Source organism: Limnoglobus roseus, from assembly GCF_008254045.1.
GTDB classification, from domain to species: Bacteria; Planctomycetota; Planctomycetia; order Gemmatales; family Gemmataceae; genus Limnoglobus; species Limnoglobus roseus.
Genome location: NZ_CP042425.1, coordinates 167,883 through 187,270, shown reverse-complemented (window position 1 = coordinate 187,270; position 19,388 = coordinate 167,883). Strand labels below are relative to the sequence as shown.

Genomic DNA, 19,388 nt, shown 5'->3' with positions numbered 1-19,388 from the left:
ATCGGCGGCCGGGGAGGTTCGTGCGAATTATTATAGGGGGCTTTGTGAACGAACCATGAGATGGGGCAGAGCCAAAGTCTGGCCGGCCGTTGGCCGACCCGCTACAAGGGAGCGACTTGCCGGTCGGCGCGTGTTACTCACCCGTCTCGCGGAAGACTTCGTCGAACTTGTCGGCGATGCTGCGGAAGACCATGAGCAGGCTCGGGTCGAAGTGGCCGGGCGAGGCGTCGACCATCGTCATCATGGCCATGTTGTGCGACAGGGCAGGCTTGTACACGCGGCGAGACCGCAGGGCGTCGTACACGTCGCACACGGCGATGAGGCGGGCCGCCAGTGGAATCTCCTCGCCGGCCATGCGGTCGGGGTACCCGGTGCCGTCCCACTTCTCGTGGTGACTGCGGGCCACGTCGATCGCCATTTGCAGGAAGCCGGTCGCGAAGCGGTACTTCCGGGCGACTTCTTGCAGCGTCTCCGCGCCGTTGGTCGTGTGCGCCTCCATCAGTACCCGCTCGTGCGGGTCGAGGCGGCCGGGCTTGTTCAGGATGTAGTCGGGCACGGCCGCCTTGCCGATGTCGTGCAGCGGGGCCGCGTCTTCCAGCACTTGCAGGAAGTCGGGCGTCAGCCGGTCCGCGAACGCGGGCGTCCTTCGGGCGGCATCGCCCAGCACGCGGCAGTATTTTTGCAACCGGATCAGGTGGCTGCCCGTTTCGGCCGACCGTTGTTCGACGAGTTTCGCCAGTGCCAGAACCATCGCCCCGCGGGCGTGCAGCAACTCGCTATCGCGGGACGAGACGCCGCGCTCCAGTTCCGCGTTCAGCGTCATCAACTGGCTGTTCAGCGTCTCGGAGCGGTCTTGCGCGTCCTTCAGTTTGAGGGCCGACTTCACCCGCGCCCGCAGTTGCACGAGGCTGAACGGCTTGGTCAGGAAGTCGTCGGCCCCGGCGTTCATCATCCGCGACAGTTCGTCGCCGCTCGTGCGGCCGGAGAGCATGATGACCTTGATGTGCGGCGACGGCGGGTTCTGGCGGATCCGCCGCAGCACCTGTTCGCCGTTGATGCCGGGCAGGTCCACGTCTAACAGGACGAGGTCGTAGTCGGTTTCGCGGACCTTCGCCACCGCGTCATTGCCGTTGCCAACCTCGTCGCACCGCGCGCCGTCGCCGGCCAGAGCCAACTTGCACACGCGGCGAACGTCTACTTGGTCGTCCACGACCAAAATCTGGTGCGGCACCGGGGCGGCGTCGGGGACGCCGTCGGGCACCGTCTCGACCCACGATTCCGCCGCCCCGTCCCCGAGCGGGTCCATCAAGGCCGTCGGCCGGGTGATCGACTTCAGGAACGGCAGCAGTTCCCGCATGGCCGCCTCGGCGGTCGGCACGCGGTCGGCCGGGTTGAGCGCCATGAGCCTCATCAGCACGGCGTTCAGGCTCTCCGGCACGTCCGAGCGGAAGTCGCGGGCGGACGGCGGGTGCAGCGCCCCGGCCGAACCGACCGGCGGGTCGAACGGGTCGCGGCCGGTCAGCATGAAGAACAGGGTGGCCCCGAGACCGAAGATGTCCGCCCGCGCGTCCACGGCGCGGGCGTTGCGAACCTGCTCGGGGGCCATGTACCCGATCGTGCCGAGCCGCGCGCCGTCCTTCGTCATCCGGTCTTCCGGCGTCGGCAGGCGGGCCACGCCGAAGTCGAGCAACTTAGCAGTGCCGTCTGGCGTCAGCAATACGTTACCGGGCTTCACGTCACGGTGGATCAGTCCTTGTCGGTGGGCTTCGGTCAGTGCGTCCGCCACTTGGTGGGCGACGAGGCACGACTGTTCGATCTTGAGCGGCCCCTTCTCGGTCACGGCGTCTTCGAGGTTGCTCCCAGCGACGTACTCCATGACCAGGTACGGCACCGGCGCGCCGTTCGGCCCGGCCCCGGCCTGCTCGCCGGCGTCCACGGCCGCGACGATGTGCGGGTGCTTCAACCGCGTGACGGCCAGCACCTCGTTGAAGAAGCGGTCGAGCGCCCGGCGGTTCTTCTCGCCGTCGATGAACAGCGCCTTCACGGCCACCGGCTTCCGCAGCTTCACGTGCTCCGCCCGGAAGACCACGCCCATGCCGCCGGCCCCGATCTTCTCGAGAATGCGGTAATTGCCGAGGACGAGCGTGTGCGATTCGTTCCCGCGGAGGCGGCCGAGTTGGAAGGCAGTGAGGAGGTTCGTGGCGAAGAGGGCTTGCAGCAGGCTATCGTCGTCCGGGGCCGCGAGGACGGCGTCGCGCGTCTCGGCCGTCGAAACTTCCCAATCACCCGGCGGGATGATCGAGGCCGCGAGCAGTTTGCGGAGCAGGTGCGGGAGCGGAACGGGCGTCTTCACCCCGTCACTCGTACTGGTGGTTCGAATGGCCATAGCAGAACCCGGTTTTAGCCGGCAGCTCGACCCGACACGGGTAACACGACAAACGTGGTGGGTGAGCGGGGCACGTTCTGCGGTGAGTTTAGCGTGCCATTATCACGGGGGAAGGCGATTCGGAAAATCCGTCAAAACTCGTCTCTTCCCGCCCGGGAAATTTCTGCCGGAACCGTGATTCTACCGCTTCCGTTCCGATCTTGCAGTGAAAATCGTGCCCCGAACAGAGGTCGAACTATTTCAGCTTGCACTGTTTGAGCATGAGTTCGATCCAGGTTCGGTTCACGTCCGCAAGTTTGACGGCGGCCGCGAGCGGTTGGCCGTAGTCAACGTGCTTCTGGAACGCCCCGAGGTCGTACGCCCGCCGGAAGACGTCTTGCAGGTCGAGCATCGCGTCGCGGTCGTCGGCGGCGAGCGGCAGTTTGAACTTCGGCAGGCGCTTCTGCACGGTGGTGGTGTAGATTTCGAACTTGCCTGGGGCAGCGGCCCGCGTCACGGTGAACGTGTAGTCGTGTTCCGGCAGCGAGTCGCGGGCGAAGTCCAATAGCGGCCGGCCCTGCGTCACGAGGTCTACCTCCAGCGACGCGGCCCGTTGCCCGAGGATCAGTTTGCGGGTGGCGTGGTACGCCTCGCGGCCGACGTCGGTCGTCTTGTTGGCCGGGCTGACCACGTCGATGAGGGAAACGAGTTGCCCGTCGCCCCGCTCGCGGACTTCGATGAACTGTTCCTCGTGCGGCTCGCGCAGCACCGACGTGAACAACGGCGTCTCGACGACGTAGGACCGCACGCCGATGCGGGCACGGTACCGGTCGACAAGGTTCGGCAGCAGGATGTGGTACAGCCCGGAGACGAACTGCTGTTGGAACTGTTTCCAGACCTTCGGGTCTTCGAGGAACGGGTCCATGCCGGGGAATGGGCTAGGCATCGGTGTCAATCTCCCAGGGGCCGAGCGCTGCCGGAGGGGGCGAGACATCGGGGAGACGGCGAGCGCTCCGAATCTGCGGGTGAGAACGATTGTACCGGATCGGTGACCCGGTTCGCTAGGGGCTGGATGTGTGAAAATCGCGTGACGGCGGGAAGGGTGGGCACGTCAACTGTCGGGGTTCCTGAGGTGTGGCGATTAGTTCTGTTTGTGGTGTGCCTGGTCGGAGCCGGCATTTACGTCGTTCTCGCCGTTGGACAAGGCAGGTACGATGGGTTCCAGGACTTGTGTCTGCTTCCGGTGTGCGAGTACCTTCAGCACCACAGTTGTTGGGCTCGCGATCCTGGTTGTGAGAATTGTGTCACGCTTGCGGGTAGGCCCACGGGCAAGCGGTTCGAGCCGGGTTGTGAGCGAGTCTCAAGGCAGGCACAGACAACCGTAGGAAAAGTCTTACAGTCCACCCGTCGCGAACTTGCCGAGCGCCGTCAGGAGTTCCTTTCCCCGCTTCGCGTCGGTCATGTACACGTAGGCGGCCAAGCCCATCAGTCGCGGCAGCGTGTCGCCGTCCTTGAGCGGCTTGCCGTGCTGCAAGTTGTGGAGGGCTGCCCGCAGTTCGCGACGGAGCTTCCGCGGCGTGCGCGGTGAGCCGTCGCCGTTGACCACGAGGCCGGTCACGCTCTGCCGACCGCCGCTGCGGTGGACGCGGGTCTTCTCAGCCTTCACCTCGAAGCCCTCGGCTGTCACCACCCGCTTCACGCAGCCGAGTAACTTGCCGAGGTGCGGCTTCCCCGCGTGGCCGGCCGGCAGGCTGAACGTCATGTCGTCGGCATATCGCGAGTATCGCCAGCCGAGTTTCGCCGCGAGGGCCGTCAGCCGCCGGTCGAGTCGCAGGCACAGGGCGTTCGTCAACGCCGGGCTGGTCGGCGCGCCTTGTGGCAGGCAGCGGGCGCCGAGCGAGACGTAGTACGTTTTCCCGTCATGTTGCACGATCTCCCGCGGGGCCTCGGTGCAGATCAGCGCGAGCAGCGTCGAAATTTGTTCGCGGTACCCGGCCCGCCGGAAGACGCCGCGGACCCGCCGCCACGTCACCGTCGGGAAGAAGTCGGTCACGTCCATCTTGAGGATGGTCTTCGCGTTCGTGTGAACCGCCGCGTTCGAGAGGATCGACCGGCCGGCGAGGAAGCCCTGGGCCGAGCCGTGGACGGGCAGGCGTTCGACAATGTTGTGCAGAATCCACCGCTGGGCCGCCTTCAACTTCGGCAGCGGCGCCCAGATCGGGCGTTGCGTGCCGTCGCGCTTCGGGATGGTGAAGCGGACGTAGTGCAGCTTCGTCGCCGCGTCGCGGTGGTAGCACATCCCGCGGAGTTGCGGGATCGTCAGGCTGAGCGCCTCGGCCAGTTGCTTCGGCGAGTCGAGAGCCGGCAGTTCGTTCTCGGCCGCCCGCTCCTCGCTGTTCGGCGTGTCCCACTTGTCCGGCTTCGCCTCATCGCTCCAGAAGACACCGTCGCCGAGGTGAACGATGTGCGCCGTCTTGTACGCGGCCCACGCCTCTTTCTTCAGCTTCTTCTTCTCGGCCGCCTCCTGCTTGAGCGCCTTCTTGTACTGATCCTTCTCGCGGTCGCTCATGGCATCCGCATCGCGGCGCGTCACAAGGAACCCGCGTTCCTTCAACTGCGCGTCGATGTACGCTCGCACGCCGCCGGCCTGGAGGATGCTCTGCCAAAGGGCGATGGGGTCGGTCGTGGTCGTTGCCATTCGTCGGATTCCTTAAAACGGAACGCGGATGACGCCGGATTTCACCGCGGATCAACGCGGGATAAGACCAAAACCGATTTCGGCTCTGATCCGGTTTTCATCCGGCGTTCAAAATCTAGCGTCATCCGCGTTCCGTTTTCTCTTCGATCACTCCGCCACTGCGTCGAGGTAGCCCTTCGCGTCTAGCTCCGTCAGCCGCTCGAAGTACGCCTTCCGAGCCTCGGCCTCGCTGTTGAATTTCAGCGATTGCAACCGCATCGGCTGCCCGGCCTGGCCCCACCGCACCTTTAACTTCTGCCGTTCGAGCGAGAGCTGCATCGTCTGCTCGGTGTCGCCGTCGCGCTTCGTGAACGCCCGCGTCTCGAAGACGACGGCGTCGTCGGTCTTCGCCCGCTTCGCTTCCTTGTCGGCGAACGCCAGCCGTATCGCGATCAGGTGAACGCACGGCCCGCTCTTGATCCCCTGCGTGCGGAACAGGGTGCAGGTACACGTCACCTTGCGAACCTGCCCCTCGTCGGCCACCACCATCTGCGGGCGGTAGTCGCGCTTGTCTTCCTCGACGGACACCCGTCCCGTCAGTTCCAGCCCTTGCCCGGCGATGCGGTTCTCGCTGACGATCTTCACCGCGTCGCGCCGCGTCAGCAGGTCGAAGGCCACCTTCTCCCGCTGGTTACGATACTGCAACCGCACCAGGTCGATCGGCTCGTTCAGGATCGGTCGCAGGCGGTACACGCTGTTCGCGATGTCGAACATCAACTGCCCTTGCTGGCAGCCGAGTTGAAGCGTTTCGAGCAACGCCGACCCCTTCACGCCGGTCGCCTTCGCGATCTCCTCGCGCGTCGCGGCCCACACGCCATCGGCGAGATACTTCACCACCTTCGTCAACCCGTCCGGCGTCTGCGTCTTCCGCGGCAGCAGTAGGTCGAAGCCGAGGGCCGACGACCAGTTCGCGGACGTGAACCCGGTTAGGCCGAGTGTCAACGTGATGTCACCGGCGCGGAACACCCAGAAGCTTGGCAGGCCGTTACCGAGGAGGTACACGTCCACGCTCTCGACGAACGGCAGCAGTCGCTTGATGGTCATGAGCCGCCGGCGGCCCCACACACGTACGACGCGGGCGGCCTTCCCCTTGAACGGCTCGGCCGTCGCCGGGATGACCGTCTCCCACGGCTCCAGCACGATCCGCGGTTGCTGCGCCGGCACGAGTTCAAATCGCAGGCCGCGGCGCTTGCCCTTGCGGTCGCCGTTCATGCGGAGCGTGCGGAGGGCGTTGTACAGGTCCATCGGCGCCAGCCGCAGGTGGTCGAACGGCAGTGTCGCCGCCGACTGCACTTGCAGGAGGCCGCGCATCCACGAATCGGGAATGCGGATCTGCTTCTCCAACACCTCGGGCCGCGTTTCCGTCATCACGCCGACGCCGGCGCTGCCGACGGTCAGCCGCGTCTTGCGGGTGGACCGCATCTGCTGCACGCTCTGGTACAGCGCGTCGCTGAAGTCGATGTTCGTGGTGCCGCAAGTGGTCGTGCCGACTTCGGCGAACGCCGACCGTTTGAACGCGAGGGCGGCGTAACTGCTCTCGTCCTTGCCGAAGACCTCGAACATGACCTGATCGGGGTGAACGCTGACGACCGGGTCGAGGATGCAGAACGCGAGCGGGTCGTTGCGAAGCAGCCAACCGAAATACGCCTGCTGGGCCTGCCAGATGTTGAGGGCGGCCGTCTCGCGCTTCAGCCGCAGGTAGGCCATGTACGCGGTACGGTCCTTCGGCACGTACCGGTAATCGCTGCCGACGACGGCGTAGAGGGCCGACAGTGCCTCGCGGAAGCGGATCGGGTTCGTCACCGTGGCGTCGAACGCGACCGGCGGACGGTCGAGGTTGCCGAAGAGTTCGACGCGGGCCGTGTCGCCGGTGGTGGCGACGCGGCTGCTACCGCCGTAACTCAGGTGGGCCGGCGTCGCGGGTTGGTCGGGAGGAATGTCATCCGGCATGGAGAATCACCTCGAAGATTATTCACCGCAGAGGGCACGGAGGGCACATGAGAAAAGAAGAGGAAGAGAATTAAACCCTGCTTTGAACTCTCTTCTTGGTTTTCCTCTCGTGCTCTCAAGTGCCCTCTGCGGTGAATCGTTTTCGTGCACGCTTCGACCGCCGTAACGCCTTCCACGCGGCCTTGCGCACGTCCTCGTCGTCACCGGCGGCCGCGCCGATCTCCGCGAGGACCGCCTCCGCGTCCACCACGGCCATGAAGCCCAACCCCTCGACGGCTCCCAAGCGAGCGGGTTCGGCGGCCTTCTTGTCGCGGGCCACCTTCGCCAGCGTTGGCACGTCCTTCGCCTCGATCAGCGTCGGCAGGGCCAACGGTTGGTAGTGCGGTTGCGCCGCGTTCGCCTTTGCCACGTCCGCCGACTTCGCCGACCCGGTGAGTCGGGCGTACACCGCGCGGTCCGCGAAGAACTCGGCCGCCAGTTTCGCCGCCTGTTGCGGGGTGGCCTTCGCGAGCAGGCCCGCTGCCAACGGCCGCAGTTCCGCCGTCGTGCCGCGGAGGATCGCTTCCAGTCCCGGCAGGAACGCCGCCGGCACGGCCGACAGGCTGGTAAGGACGTGCTTGCGCAGACTGTACATCCAGATATCGTGCGGCCGGGCGGTCAGCAGTTCCGCGAGCAACTTCTCCGCGAAGCCGAAGCGGGCGGCGGGCCACAACAGTTCTTCGAGTGCGACCTCGGCCAACTTCACGGCCTTCCTGGTCGCCTCCTCATCGGCCTGCCCCACGCGGCGCAGCATCGTGTCGCGGCGGGTCTGCCACTCGGCCCACCACTTGGCGAGGGCGGCTTCGAGCGGCTTCCGCACGGCCGTCGGCGGCGTCACCGCCCGGCCGATCATGCGGGCCGCGGCTTTCACCGACCATTGGTTGTCGCTCGCCAGTGCCTTTGCCATCACGTCGTCAGACGGCAGGGGCCGCGACATCAGAATGCTCTCAACGGCGGCGAATCCTTCGCCGGTCGTCAGCGGCAGGGTCTGCAAGAGCCGCAGCGTGTCCCCGCGCTCACGGAGCGCCTTCAACACATCGACCTCGGCCGTGCCCATCGCGGTGAAGTCGTTCTCGTTCGGCGTCTCCACGGCCGCGTAGTACGGCTCCAGCGAGTCGGGGCCGAACTGCCGCACGGCCGCGTCGAAGGCGGCGTTCACCACGTCGTTGTCGGCGTCCTTCCGCAACCGCTCCCGCACGGTATCGCGGCCGGCCGGGGTCGCGTCGTAGCCGAGTTGCTCCACCGCAGTCTGGCGGGTGCGCCAGTTGTTCGACTTCGCCGCGGTGCGGATGAGTGTCCACCCGCCCGGCGAGTCGAACCACCGCAGGCCGACGAGTGCCCGCTGCGCGACGCCGGCCATCGGCGACTTGGCGAGGCGCTCAAGCAGAGTGCCGATTTCGTCGCCGCGCGGCGACTTCCGCAGGTGGCCGAGGGCTTCCGCCGCCGTTTCCTGAAGAGCGTGACCATTCTCGTTGGCGAACTTCAACAGCACGTCCACCGCCCGCGGGTCGGCCAACTCGCCGAGCGCCAGCACCGCGTTCCGCCGCATGGCCACGTCTTCGAGGTATTCCAGGCTGGACAGCAGGACTTGCAAGCCTTCGGCCCGACCGCCGCGGGCGAGTCCTTCGGCCGCGGCGAACTGCGTCGTCGGGTCTTTGTGGCGAAGGGCTTTCAGCAGCGCGTCCGGCGGGCCGTTTCGCTTGCGGAGCCGCCAGCCGATGGTGATGACGGCGGTGAGGCGGAGGTCGGCGTCCGGGTTCGCCGCGAGCGTGGCCAGCACGGGATCGACGGCGGGGCCGCGCGAACATCGCGCGGCGGGCAACAGGTTCGACACGCGGCCGGTGTCGCCGAGGGCCAGCGCCTTGTCGAGCAACTTCCCGAGAACGTCCGGGTGTCTCGGCCGCTGTTCCTGCTCCGTTTTCGCGAACGCGGCCTCCTCGTCTGGATCGCCGGAGTTCTGGTCGAAGCCGCTGACGACGCGAGCGGCGTCGAGCGCCGCGGCCCGCCACTCCTTCTTCTCGGCCATCTTCAAGAGGCGATCCGCCGACTCGACCTTGCGGAACCCGCCGGCCGCCACGAACAAATCGCTTGCCAGGGCCGTGCCCGTTGGGTCGTGTTCCGCGCGGTCGAGCAACGCGCCGACGGCCCGCCCATCGCCGAGCGTCACCATCGAATCGACTATCTTCTTCTGCGCCGCGGCGTCCGTCGCCTCCTTCAGCATCGTGGCCAACACGTCGAACGCGGCCGGGTCCTTCTTTGTCGCCAACTCGATGGCCGCCGCCTGCCGCACGTGGCGGTAGCGCGACTCGACCGCCTTCCGCAATTGCTTCTGCGCGTCCGCGTTCTTGTCGTACTCGGCGGCCAGCCACGTGACGGCTTGCTGCCGCATTTTCTCGCTCACCGCGTCCAAGCTGATCGCCGCGACCGGCACCTGGCCCTTCGTCTTCGCGAGCAACTTTGCCGCTTCCACGGCCAGATCGTCGGTCCGCGAGAGCAGCACCCGTTCCAGCACGGCGTCGCCGTCCGTGCCGGTCGTGCCGTCGGTGAGCAGTCCCAACCCCTTCACGCCGAGGTCGGTGTGGCCCGCCTCCAGCGCGTCGGCGGCGAGGGCGGTCTTGTCGAGGTTCAGGGCGAGCAGGTGCTCGAAGGCTTGCATCCGCACCGGCTGGTTCGGGTCGCCGAGGGCCTGCGTGAGAATCGGCCGGGCCGCCCGCGCGTTCTCCGGACTCGTCGAAGCGATGGCGAAGATGCGGGCGAGGGCCGTCTGTCGCACGCGGATCGTTGCCGGCGTTGCGGTCGCGGAACCCTGCTCGCGAACGAGGCCGACGTAGGCGCCGAACGCGAGTTCGCGCAACTCCGCGGCCGAGAGCTTCGGCGTCAACGGCGCGGCCTGCTTCTTTGCGGCCGCGATCTCGGCGGCGAACCGCTTCGCGTGGACGGCCCACGCCTTGTCCCACCCGGCCTGCTCCTTCGGTGTGAAGAACGCGAACAGCCGGGCCGTGCGGGCTTTCAACTGCGACGATCCAAACGCAAGGATGTCGGCGAGCGAATCGAGCACCTCGGGCGAAATCTTCCAGGCCGCCTCGTCGCCGCGGTCGTTGGCGAAGGTTTGCACGAACGCGCGGAAGCGGACAGGGTCGGCGTACACCTCCAAGGCTTCCGCCGCCGTCAACCGAATGCGCGGCGCCTTCGCCGACAGACACGCGAGTAGGCGTGACGGCACTCCGGTCGTGCCGCGGAGTTCGAGGAGCAGTTGCACCAGCACGGCCCACGTCCGCAGATGGTCCGTCGGGTGGTCGAGGAACAGGCCGAGGCGGCTGTCGCCGCCGAGTGCGACGGCCGCGGCGAACTGCGCGTCCGGCCCGAGCGACCCGAAGTCGTGCATGACGATGGGGGCCACACTCGCGTCGCCGAGGTACGCGAGGCCGAACGCGGCCCGCAGTTTCACCTCTGCGTCGGTGTGCGACAGGAGGCCGCGGAGTGCCGGCTCGTCACCAGGGCGGGCTGCCCACATCGCCGCGGTCCCGGCGGCCGTCCGCAGGTTCGCGTGCGGACTTTCCAGCAGCGGCAGGACCGGCTTCAACGTCTGCGGATCGCCGATCTCCGCGAGGGCCGCGAGCGCGGTTTCGGCGGCCTCGGCCCACGACTTCTTCTTCCACTCCTCGACCGGCTCGGCCACCGTCGCCAGCGCGAGCAGCGGGCCGACGGCGGCCGGGTCACCGAGCCGACCGAGGGCCGCTGCCGCCCGCACGCGCACGTCGGCGTGCTCGCTCCGCAGGGCGGCAGTCAGCGCTTCGCGGGCCTCGTCGTCGATCAGCGCCGAGAGCGCCAGCCGGCGGACTCCGGTGTCAGCGTCGGCGAGGGCTTGGACGATAAACGCCTGGGCCGCGGGCGTGTGCTTCTTAATGAAGCCGTCCACCGCGAGCGTGCGCACATCGGCGAACTTCGACTTCAGCGCCGCTTCGAGCGGGGCGAGTTCCTTCGTCTTTCGCGTCGCGGCGGCGAACGCCTCGCCTCGCAGGTCGGCATCGGGGTCGTCGAGGAACTCGTACAGGAACGGCGTGGCCCACGGCTCGCCCGCCTGGGCGATCACTTCGGTCAGCACGTCCTTGCGAACGTCGGCGTGGATCGACTGCCGGGCGAACCGAAGTGTGGCCTCGCCGCCGCCCGCGACCTTCTGGTTCAGCACGGCCTTGAACGCTTCGGAGCGAACGGTCGGGGCCGGGTCGTTGATCGCTCGCACGAGTAGGTCGCGGCCGTCGGCCCCGGCCTTCGTCGCGTCGAGCAGCGTTTGCAACGCCCGGCGGCGCACGTCCGGCTCACCCGCGGCCAACCCCGCTTCGGCGGCCGCGAGCGGCGTCTTTTCGTTCAACTTCGCCACGGCGGAATACGCGGCGTCGCGGACGGAGGCTTGCGAATCGTAGAGCAGCGAGTTCAGCCGGTTGACCGCCCGCGGGTCGCCGAGCGCGGCGAGGGCGCGACACACTTCGACGCGAGCGTCCGTGTTTTCCTCGCGGCTGAGTTGCAACAGCAGCGCGAAGGCCCGCGGGTCGCGCAGCAGGGCCAGCCCCTTCGCCCCGCGGAGGCAGGTGTCGAGCGCCCGGCTCGCGGTCGCCTGTAACAGCGTGTCGTAGTCGGCATCGTCGAGTTTCACCTTCGCCGACACTTTGGGCGGGGCCTTGTCGCTCTTTTCGATCTCGTTCAACTGCCGGTGAAGTTCGCCGTCTGCGCTTCGCAGGAACTCGGCGAGTTTCGGCCGCGACAGCACGGAGAGCAGGAACGCGACCTTGCGAACGCCGGTGTCGTCGTCTTCCAACCGCCGGCGGATCGCCGACTGCACGCGAGCGTCGGCGAGTAGGCCGCGATCGAAGGCACGGCCGAGGGCGAGCGCCCGCAGGTCGCCGTGGGCGGACGCGAGCGCGACGAGGCTGGCCTGCGGCGAAGTCGGCTCGAAGACCGCTTCCAGTGCCGCGAGCGCGGCCTTGCGCACGTCCCACGCGGGGGCGTTCAGCGTACTCGTCAGCCGGGCGAGCGCCTGATCGTCGGCCTTCGCCAGTGGTTCCAGTGCCTTCACCGCCAGCACGCCGATGTCGGCCTGGTTCGTCTTCAACGCCAGGTCGATCGGCTTGAAGTCGGCCTTACCGAGTTGGTTCGCCAGTCCCTCGAAGACCTGCACGCGGACCTTGCCGTCGGCGTGTGTGATGAACGGTTCGAGCAGCGTCACGGCCCGCGGGTTTTGCACCCACCCGAGGATTTTCGCGGCCTGCACCTTCAACGCCGGGTCGGAGTCGCGCTCGATCTGCTTCGCGATCAGTTCCAGCGACGCGGCGTCGTTCCAGTCCCACAGGGCCTTCAGCGCCTTCTCGCGGCGCTTACTGTCGTGGGCCGCGGCGAGTTCGTTCTTCGCCCAGTCCATCGCCCCGTAGGCCTTGATCTTGCAATCGTCGTCGAGGCGGCCATCGTCGGTCAGCCAGAAGACTCGCAGCGAGTTGTCGTCGCACGCGGCCACGACCATCGGCTTGCTCGCGACGAGCTTCACGATCGCGACGACGCGGCCGACGTTTTCTTTCAAGGTTGAAGGCTTGATGCCGCCGACGCGCGGCCAGTTCTTGATCGTCGCGTCGCGGCTGCCAGTCAGGAAGCGTTCCGCGTCGTGGGCCAGCATCACGGTGACGATGTCTTCGTGGTTGTTGCCGCGGCCCTTGTCCTCGGGTTCCAACCGGCCGCGGGCGAAGGTGCTGAGCAACTTGTGATCAGCGCCGGCGGAGAAGAACCGCAGTTCCTCCGGCTCGAACAGCAACGCCGTCACCGCGCCGTCGTGCAACTTCTCCGCTTCGGCCGCCTCGAACTCGGCCTTGTCTTGCCCGTCGAAGACGGCGACCGTGCCTTTCGCCGTGCCGACGGCGAGCCACTGCCCGGTCTTGTCGGCCGCGAGGCACGTTCCCGCTTCGGGCAGCTCGAGCGATTGGAGAAGCGAGCCATCCCCGCGAGACAGCAGCGCGAGGTGCTTCCCGGCGACGACCGCGAGACGATCCCCACTGACCGGCAGTATGGCGACGATGGCGTCCGCGAACGGCTCGCCGAGCGGCTTCGGAGCCTTCTCGACTTTGTAGGCGCGCCGATCCGTGCCCGCGACGTAGAGGGTGCTCGCATCGGCCGCGAGCGCCACGCCGCCGCATGGCAGGGCGGTTTCGCTCAGCGCGAGGCGGTCCACGTCGAGGCGGTAAACGGCCGTGGGCTGGCCTTCGACGTGCCTCGTGACGAACGCGACCGTGCCGCCGACGCCGACGGCCGCCGTGATGTCGCCGCGATAGGGGAAGTAGCGTTCGACGGGCATGATGGAAACCCATTTTCCACCACAGAGAACACAGAGATCACAGAGGAAGGACCGAAACCATTTCAGAATATAGAAACGGTATTTATGTCTTCTCTGTGGCCTCTGTGTTCTCTGTGGTTAGAGTTTTTTTGATCCGCGTCACGGCCACCAGGCACGCGGCCCGTTCGCTGACGCCGCGGCTGGTCATGAATTCTTCCAACAACGGCAGCACGCCCTTCGCGAACGCAGCATCATCGAGGGCCAAGTCGCGCATCGTCTCGACGGCGTCGAGCTTCGCCCGGCGTGCGGGGATCGGCTTCGTTGTGACGACCTTCTTGTCCTTCTCGTCACCCTCGGCCGGTTCGCCGACCTTCGACTTCTCGGGCGGTCCCGGGGGCAACTCGAACAGCACGCGGCGAAGGAACTCCGCGAGCGTCGGCTGTGCGGCCGGCCACGCGGCGGGGCGAACCGGCACGCCGTCACCCTGCTCGGCCTCGAACTTCTCGGCCGCTTTCTTCGCCTTCACGCCGACCTGCGGTTTCGGGGGCACGGGCGGCTTCCAACCGGACGTCAGGAAGCGATCGCGGTACGCGGCCCACAGCGCACGGATGACGAACGCCCGCACGCGGCGGTCGGTGCTTTCCGTCAGGCGGAACAGTTCCTCTGGCACGCGCAGCTTCGGCAGCCGGCGGATCAGTTCCATGCCGAGTGCCCGTGTCTCGTCGTCGGCCGATTCGCAGAAGCGGTACGCAGCCGCCGGCACGAGCGCGGCCGGGTCGATGCGGTAGGTCTTCGTCTCCGAGTTCGCTTCCGCGAGCAGGGCCTTCGCCACGAACCGCCGTACGTCGGCGTAGGGGTTCTCGCTCATTTGCACCAGATCGTCGGCCGGCGGGTTCCACCGGGCGAACTCCCACTTCGCCAGCTCCATCGCGAAGTCGCGGATCGGCTTGCGGCTCTCGCGGAACAGCGGTTCGACGCGATCCCACGTCAGGAAGATGGCGGGAATCTCGGCGCCGGGATCGACGGGGCGTTCCGTCTCGTGCTGGCAGATCGCGGGGTGATGGCGGCGGATGTACTTACGGGCGAACTCGCCGAGAGCGGCCTCCGACGGGCCGGGGGCCGTGACCATCGCCCAGAGCTTCTGGCAGCCGGCGAGGGTGCGGTCGGCCGACGCGGGGGCCGCCGTCTGCCCGGCGAGCATTTCGAGGAACCGCGTCTCCGAGATGATCTGGATGTTCGCCCCGGCCGCGTTGAGTTCCTCGGCCTTGACCTGCTTGCTGCCTTTCTTGCCCTGGCCGTACAGCGGCGAGCCGTCGTCGCCGATGACGAGGTACGCGAGGTTCTTCGTGACCGACCCGGCGACCGTGCCGTTGGCATCCTTCACCTTCGCTTCCGACACGTCGCGGGTCATGGTCGCGAGCTTGCCGGTGAAGAGGAACGTGGCCTTCTTGAGATCGGTTGCTGTGGGTGGGGGCGAAAGCCCACCCGTCGCGACGGGTGGGCTTTGTTCGGTTGCGAAGTCCGCCGGGGTGAACGACCGAATCATCCGGTCTGTCGCGAAGTCGTGGTATTTCGTCTCGCCGCGGGCGACCAGTTTCATCAGCCAGTCGAAGCCGAGTTCGGTGGAGCCGAACTGCCGCACGTCGGCGAGCCAGCCGAGGACACTCGTCGATCGCGTCTCGTTGAATTGCAGGTTCGCGGCCCACTCGCCGTTCTTCGCCCGGAAGTCGGTCAACCACGGGTCGGCCTCGTACTCCGGGTGGAACGCGAGGGCCTTCCAGAACTCTACGCCGAGCGCCTGCGGCTTGAGTTTGCCCTGAATCACCCAGGCGTCCAGCACGTCGGCCGAGCCGGGGAACAGGGCCAGGAATCGCAGGTCGTCGCGGGGGATCGTCGCGAGGTCGAACTTCGCCAGGCACTCTTCTGCGAACGTCACGAGGTCGTCGGAGTCGTCATCTCGGGTGGCGGCCCGGCGGATCAGATCGACGAAGTACGTCGATCCCAGCGATGCGATGGGGTGGACCTTCGGCAGCAGTTTCGACACGAACGCGAAGGCGTCCGAGTTCTGCGTCATGAGACGGTCGCGGAACCACTCGGCCGTCAGGTCTTTTGCCCCGAATGCCTTCACCAGCACGTCCGCGGCGAACTTGTGGCCGTGCTCGGATTCGAGCAGTTGCCCCCACGCCGTCAGGCCGATGTCCTTCCGCGGGTCACGCTCGCCGATGAGGTCTTGGGCCAGCTTCCGCACCACGTCGTTGCTGTTGTTCGCCAGCCGCACTAGCACCTCGACCGACAGGTCGCGGGCGTGGGTGCGGGCGTACTCCGCGGCGTACTTGCGGGCGGTGGCGCTCGGCGAGTCGAACAGCTTCATCACCGCGTCGTGCAGGCCGAGCGTGCGGAACGCCCCCTGCTCGAACTTCGGCACGTTCTGCAAAATCCAGACGACGAAGTTGTGAACCGCGACGCTCGGTACCTCCACGAGGCGCACCACCCACGCCGCTTCCACGTCGCGCAGCACTTGCTTGAAGTCGGCCTTCAGTGCGGCCGTAGCGAACTCACGGACGAAGTCGGCCCGCGCCCGCTCCAGTAGCGCGAACAGCGGCCGCGGCGACCGCTTCCACAGGTCAGCGAACGCCCGGTGCTTCAGGTCCGACGGCGATGGGGTGTCGCGGTAGCCCCACTGGAAGTTCGACCGGCCGTAGTTCTTCTTGTCGTGGAAGAAGACGTGATTCGCGAGCCACGTCGCCTTCAGGTTCGTCCCCTCCGGGTAGCGGGCGAGGAAGTCCGTCGCCACGTCCGCGTAGGTCGCCGGCAACTGCACGGCCACGCGGCGCAGGTACCGCCACGCCCGCCGCGCGAGGTACGCGAGCGTCGCCCCGCTCACGCTGCCGCGGTTCGTCCCGGCGAACGCGGCGTCGAACCGGGCCGCGAGCGCGCCGTAAACTTCGGTGTCGTGCTTCGCTTCGGCTTCTTTGAAGATGCGTTTCAGTGCCCGCCACGGTCCGTAGACCAACGGCACGGTCGCGATCGCGTCCAGCAGAATCTCGCGGGCCAGCGGGTCGTTCGACTGCCACAGGCTAAGGATGATCTCGTGCGACTTCAACCGCTCCGGCAGTTTCACCTCGGTGTCGGCCGCCTCCACCGCCTTCAGCCGTTCGACGCGGGCGTGTCCCTGCTGCTCCTTCGGCAACCGCTTGAAGTCCCACGACCGCAGGTAGTTCAGCCACCGGTAGAACGTCGGTGCCCCGTCGCGGAGCGGTTGTTCGGGCTGCGGGTCGGTCTGCGTGGCGAGTTGGTTCAGTAGCGAGACGAACTGCGGGTCGTGCGTGTCCCACGCTTTTCGCAGGTCGTTAAGGGTGAGCGTCGCACTCACGGGCAAACTCGGAGAGGAAGAAAGTGAAGTCGGAGGGAGGGGTCAACCTCCCTCCGGCGGTCCATCACAACGGCCGCTTAACTTCTCGACCTGGAACATGGACGGCTCACGGGACCGCCGGGCAGTGGGGTACTATTCCACTGACGGAACCACGATCCGCGGGGTTGTTCCAGACCGTCAGTGGAATAGTACCCCACTGCCCGATAGCGGTCCTGGAACAGCCGTCCTTGGGTAGCATGGCAAGCCATGTGCTCGGATGACGCAACATCATCCTGCTGCAGAGCAGCGAGCTTAACGCAAGGCCGTTGTGATGGAATGGGTGAGGTTATACTTGGCCCGCGCAGGGATCGCAAGCACCGAAGTGGAAAAATGTCGAACCCCGACCGCCAAAAGAAAATCGGAGGGGCGATCCCCTCCGACGTCGCGTCGCGGCGTGTTAACTTCTCGACCTGGAACATGGACGGCTCACGGGACCGCCGGGGAATTCACCCCGGGGACGCCCGTGGAACCACGATCCGCGGGGTTGTTCCAGACCACGGGCGTCCCCGGGGTGAATTCCCCGATAGCGGTCCTGGAACAGCCGTCCTTGGGTAGCATGGCAAGCCATGTGCTCGGATGACGCAACATCATCCTGCTGCAGAGCAGCGAGCTTAACCGAACGCCGACGAAACGACTTGCGAGTGGTTATACGGGGCCAGGCTCACTCGGCCATGCGGTCGGCGGCTTCCTGCTTCATGTCCCGCATTTCCTTCGGCAATTGCGGCTCCACGCGGCCGAGGACGTCGCCGCAAACTTGGTAGCGGAAGTTGCCGATGGTCAGTTCGTCGCCGGGGTGGAGTTTACCTTCCGGCAACTTCTTGCCGTTGATGCGGACGCCGTTGGTGCTGCCGAGGTCGCGGATGACGAGGTAGTCGTTGACTTGCGCGAGAACACAGTGCCGCCGGGAGACTTTCTTCGAGTTCAACTGCACGTCGCACTCCGCGTGCCGGCCGAATAGCAGGATCGGCTTATCGATGAGAATGCTCGGGCCGTCGGTCAGCGAGAGTAGGTGTGCGGGCATGGTCGCCAAGATGTTGGGGTGAGTGGGGTGAAACTACTTTACACGATCGACCCGGCGGCCGCCAACACGAGTCGCCACGGAAACGAGACGACGAGGTTCACGCCGCGGGCCGCGACGGTCGCGTGCAGCGTGCCGCCGTCGGGCGAGAAGGTCAGGGCCTCCAGGCCGCCTTCGTAGGCCACGACCGGGACCGGGAAGGCCACGCGGTAGACGGTTTCGCCCTCTTCCTCGGTGGGGAAGAAGACCAGCCGGCCGGCCTCGTCGCGGTACAGCGCATACTCGCCGCCGGGCGTGAAGCCGAAGACCGCCGGCATGTTGTTGTCGCTGCCGTCGTCGTCGTAGGGCAGTTCCCGCCACTCACCGGGCAGCGATACCGGGCCGAGGTAGGCCGGGCCGAATGTGCCGTGCTCCGGGTCATTGCCCGCGATGATCGCCCACCCGTTGTCGGCGTCGAGGTGCTGCACCTGAAGCATCTCTTGCTGCCAGTCTTCGAGGGACTCCAACTCTTCGAACACGTCTGCCCGGAGGATCTGTACATAGCCCACCACCAGATGGCGTTCCAAGAACTGGTGTTCTTCCGACAGGTACACCCAGACCGCGCCGTCGCGGCTGAATCCCCCGTGTCGGCCGGGAAGGAAGGCTTCGAGTTTCAACGGCGTCCTCGCGTCTTGCCAGTCGATCCGGAAGAGCGTACCGCTTTCGCCGGTGACGGCGTGGGCATTGTCGGGGCTGACGTGGAATTGCGAGAAACTGAGCGGTTCCCCGTGCCGCTTGAGCGTGTTGTTCCGCCAGTTCCAGCGGACGAGGTGGTTCGACCAGTACCCGGCCAGGCAGCTTTCGGCGTCCGGCGCGAGCGCGATTCCGCAGAGGTTTTCGCCGCGGGTCGGCTCAGAGGTCGTCTGCTCGCCGGTCGGCAAATCGAGGTACACGAGGCGGTGTGCCTTGTCCGATAGGATCAACCCGCGGCCATCGGGCGTTGCCTTCATCACGGCCGAACCGCCCCCGACGCCGCGGCGGACGAGCGGATGCGGCACCTCCCGGCCCTCGGCCTTCGCGTCGGCACACGGGCCGCACGTCTCGCCCATCCACGCGACGGCCTCCGGCGTGCCGATGGTCCCGCACCCGCAGACGACGAGCGAAACCGGGTCGTCGCCGTCTGCCTCGACGAACAGTAGCGAGCCGGGGTAGACGCGAGCAACGGCCGGCGGTTCTTCGGTGCCCTCGTCCCCGCCGAAGTCGTCGTCCGCGAGGTAGCCCATCACGCGCACGTGCTTGCGGCCGGCCGGGTCGGTCCACCACGCGACCGGCAGCCGAAACTTTCCGTTCCCCTTGTGAACAGCCTCCCCTGCGGCCGACGAAAGCTGCCGTAGCAACTGCTGTTCTTCGCTCTCGGACAACGCCTTGACGGCCTTTTTGCTCAACCGCCCCGCCGCGACGGCCGCCGCCCGCAAGTTGCCGACCAGTTCCGCAGCAGTGGGGTTGAGAATGACTTGATCGAACCGCACAGCATTCTCCCATGCTTGGGCTTTCGCGCAACTAAACTCGGGC

The 19,388-nt window shown here is 66.9% G+C and carries 8 protein-coding genes; all 8 read right to left on the bottom strand.

From position 1 onward, the window contains the following. Window positions 1–133 precede the first annotated feature (133 nt). Complete coding sequence (locus PX52LOC_RS00740; RefSeq protein ID WP_149108276.1) at window positions 134–2,386, bottom strand: protein kinase domain-containing protein; 2,253 nt, start codon at window positions 2,384–2,386, stop codon at window positions 134–136. A gap of 235 nt (window positions 2,387–2,621) precedes the next feature. Beyond that, complete coding sequence (locus tag PX52LOC_RS00735; RefSeq protein WP_149108275.1) at window positions 2,622–3,311, bottom strand: DUF4058 family protein; 690 nt, start codon at window positions 3,309–3,311, stop codon at window positions 2,622–2,624. A 447-nt stretch (window positions 3,312–3,758) separates the two neighbouring features. After that, window positions 3,759–5,063, bottom strand: coding sequence for a reverse transcriptase family protein (locus PX52LOC_RS00730; protein ID WP_149108274.1), 1,305 nt, complete (start codon window positions 5,061–5,063; stop codon window positions 3,759–3,761). 147 nt (window positions 5,064–5,210) lie between these two features. Next, complete coding sequence (locus tag PX52LOC_RS00725; RefSeq protein WP_149108273.1) at window positions 5,211–7,052, bottom strand: SWIM zinc finger family protein; 1,842 nt, start codon at window positions 7,050–7,052, stop codon at window positions 5,211–5,213. 115 nt (window positions 7,053–7,167) lie between these two features. Then, complete coding sequence (locus tag PX52LOC_RS00720) at window positions 7,168–13,428, bottom strand: HEAT repeat domain-containing protein (protein ID WP_149108272.1); 6,261 nt, start codon at window positions 13,426–13,428, stop codon at window positions 7,168–7,170. An 82-nt stretch (window positions 13,429–13,510) separates the two neighbouring features. Then, window positions 13,511–16,780, bottom strand: coding sequence for a BRCT domain-containing protein (locus tag PX52LOC_RS00715; protein WP_149108271.1), 3,270 nt, complete (start codon window positions 16,778–16,780; stop codon window positions 13,511–13,513). Window positions 16,781–17,480: 700 nt separating this feature from the next. Continuing rightward, a complete protein-coding gene (locus PX52LOC_RS00710) occupies window positions 17,481–17,840 on the bottom strand; it encodes an FHA domain-containing protein (protein WP_149108270.1) in 360 nt (119 codons plus the stop codon). Window positions 17,841–17,878: 38 nt separating this feature from the next. Beyond that, complete coding sequence (locus PX52LOC_RS00705; RefSeq protein WP_149108269.1) at window positions 17,879–19,345, bottom strand: NHL repeat-containing protein; 1,467 nt, start codon at window positions 19,343–19,345, stop codon at window positions 17,879–17,881. Window positions 19,346–19,388: the final 43 nt, after the last annotated feature.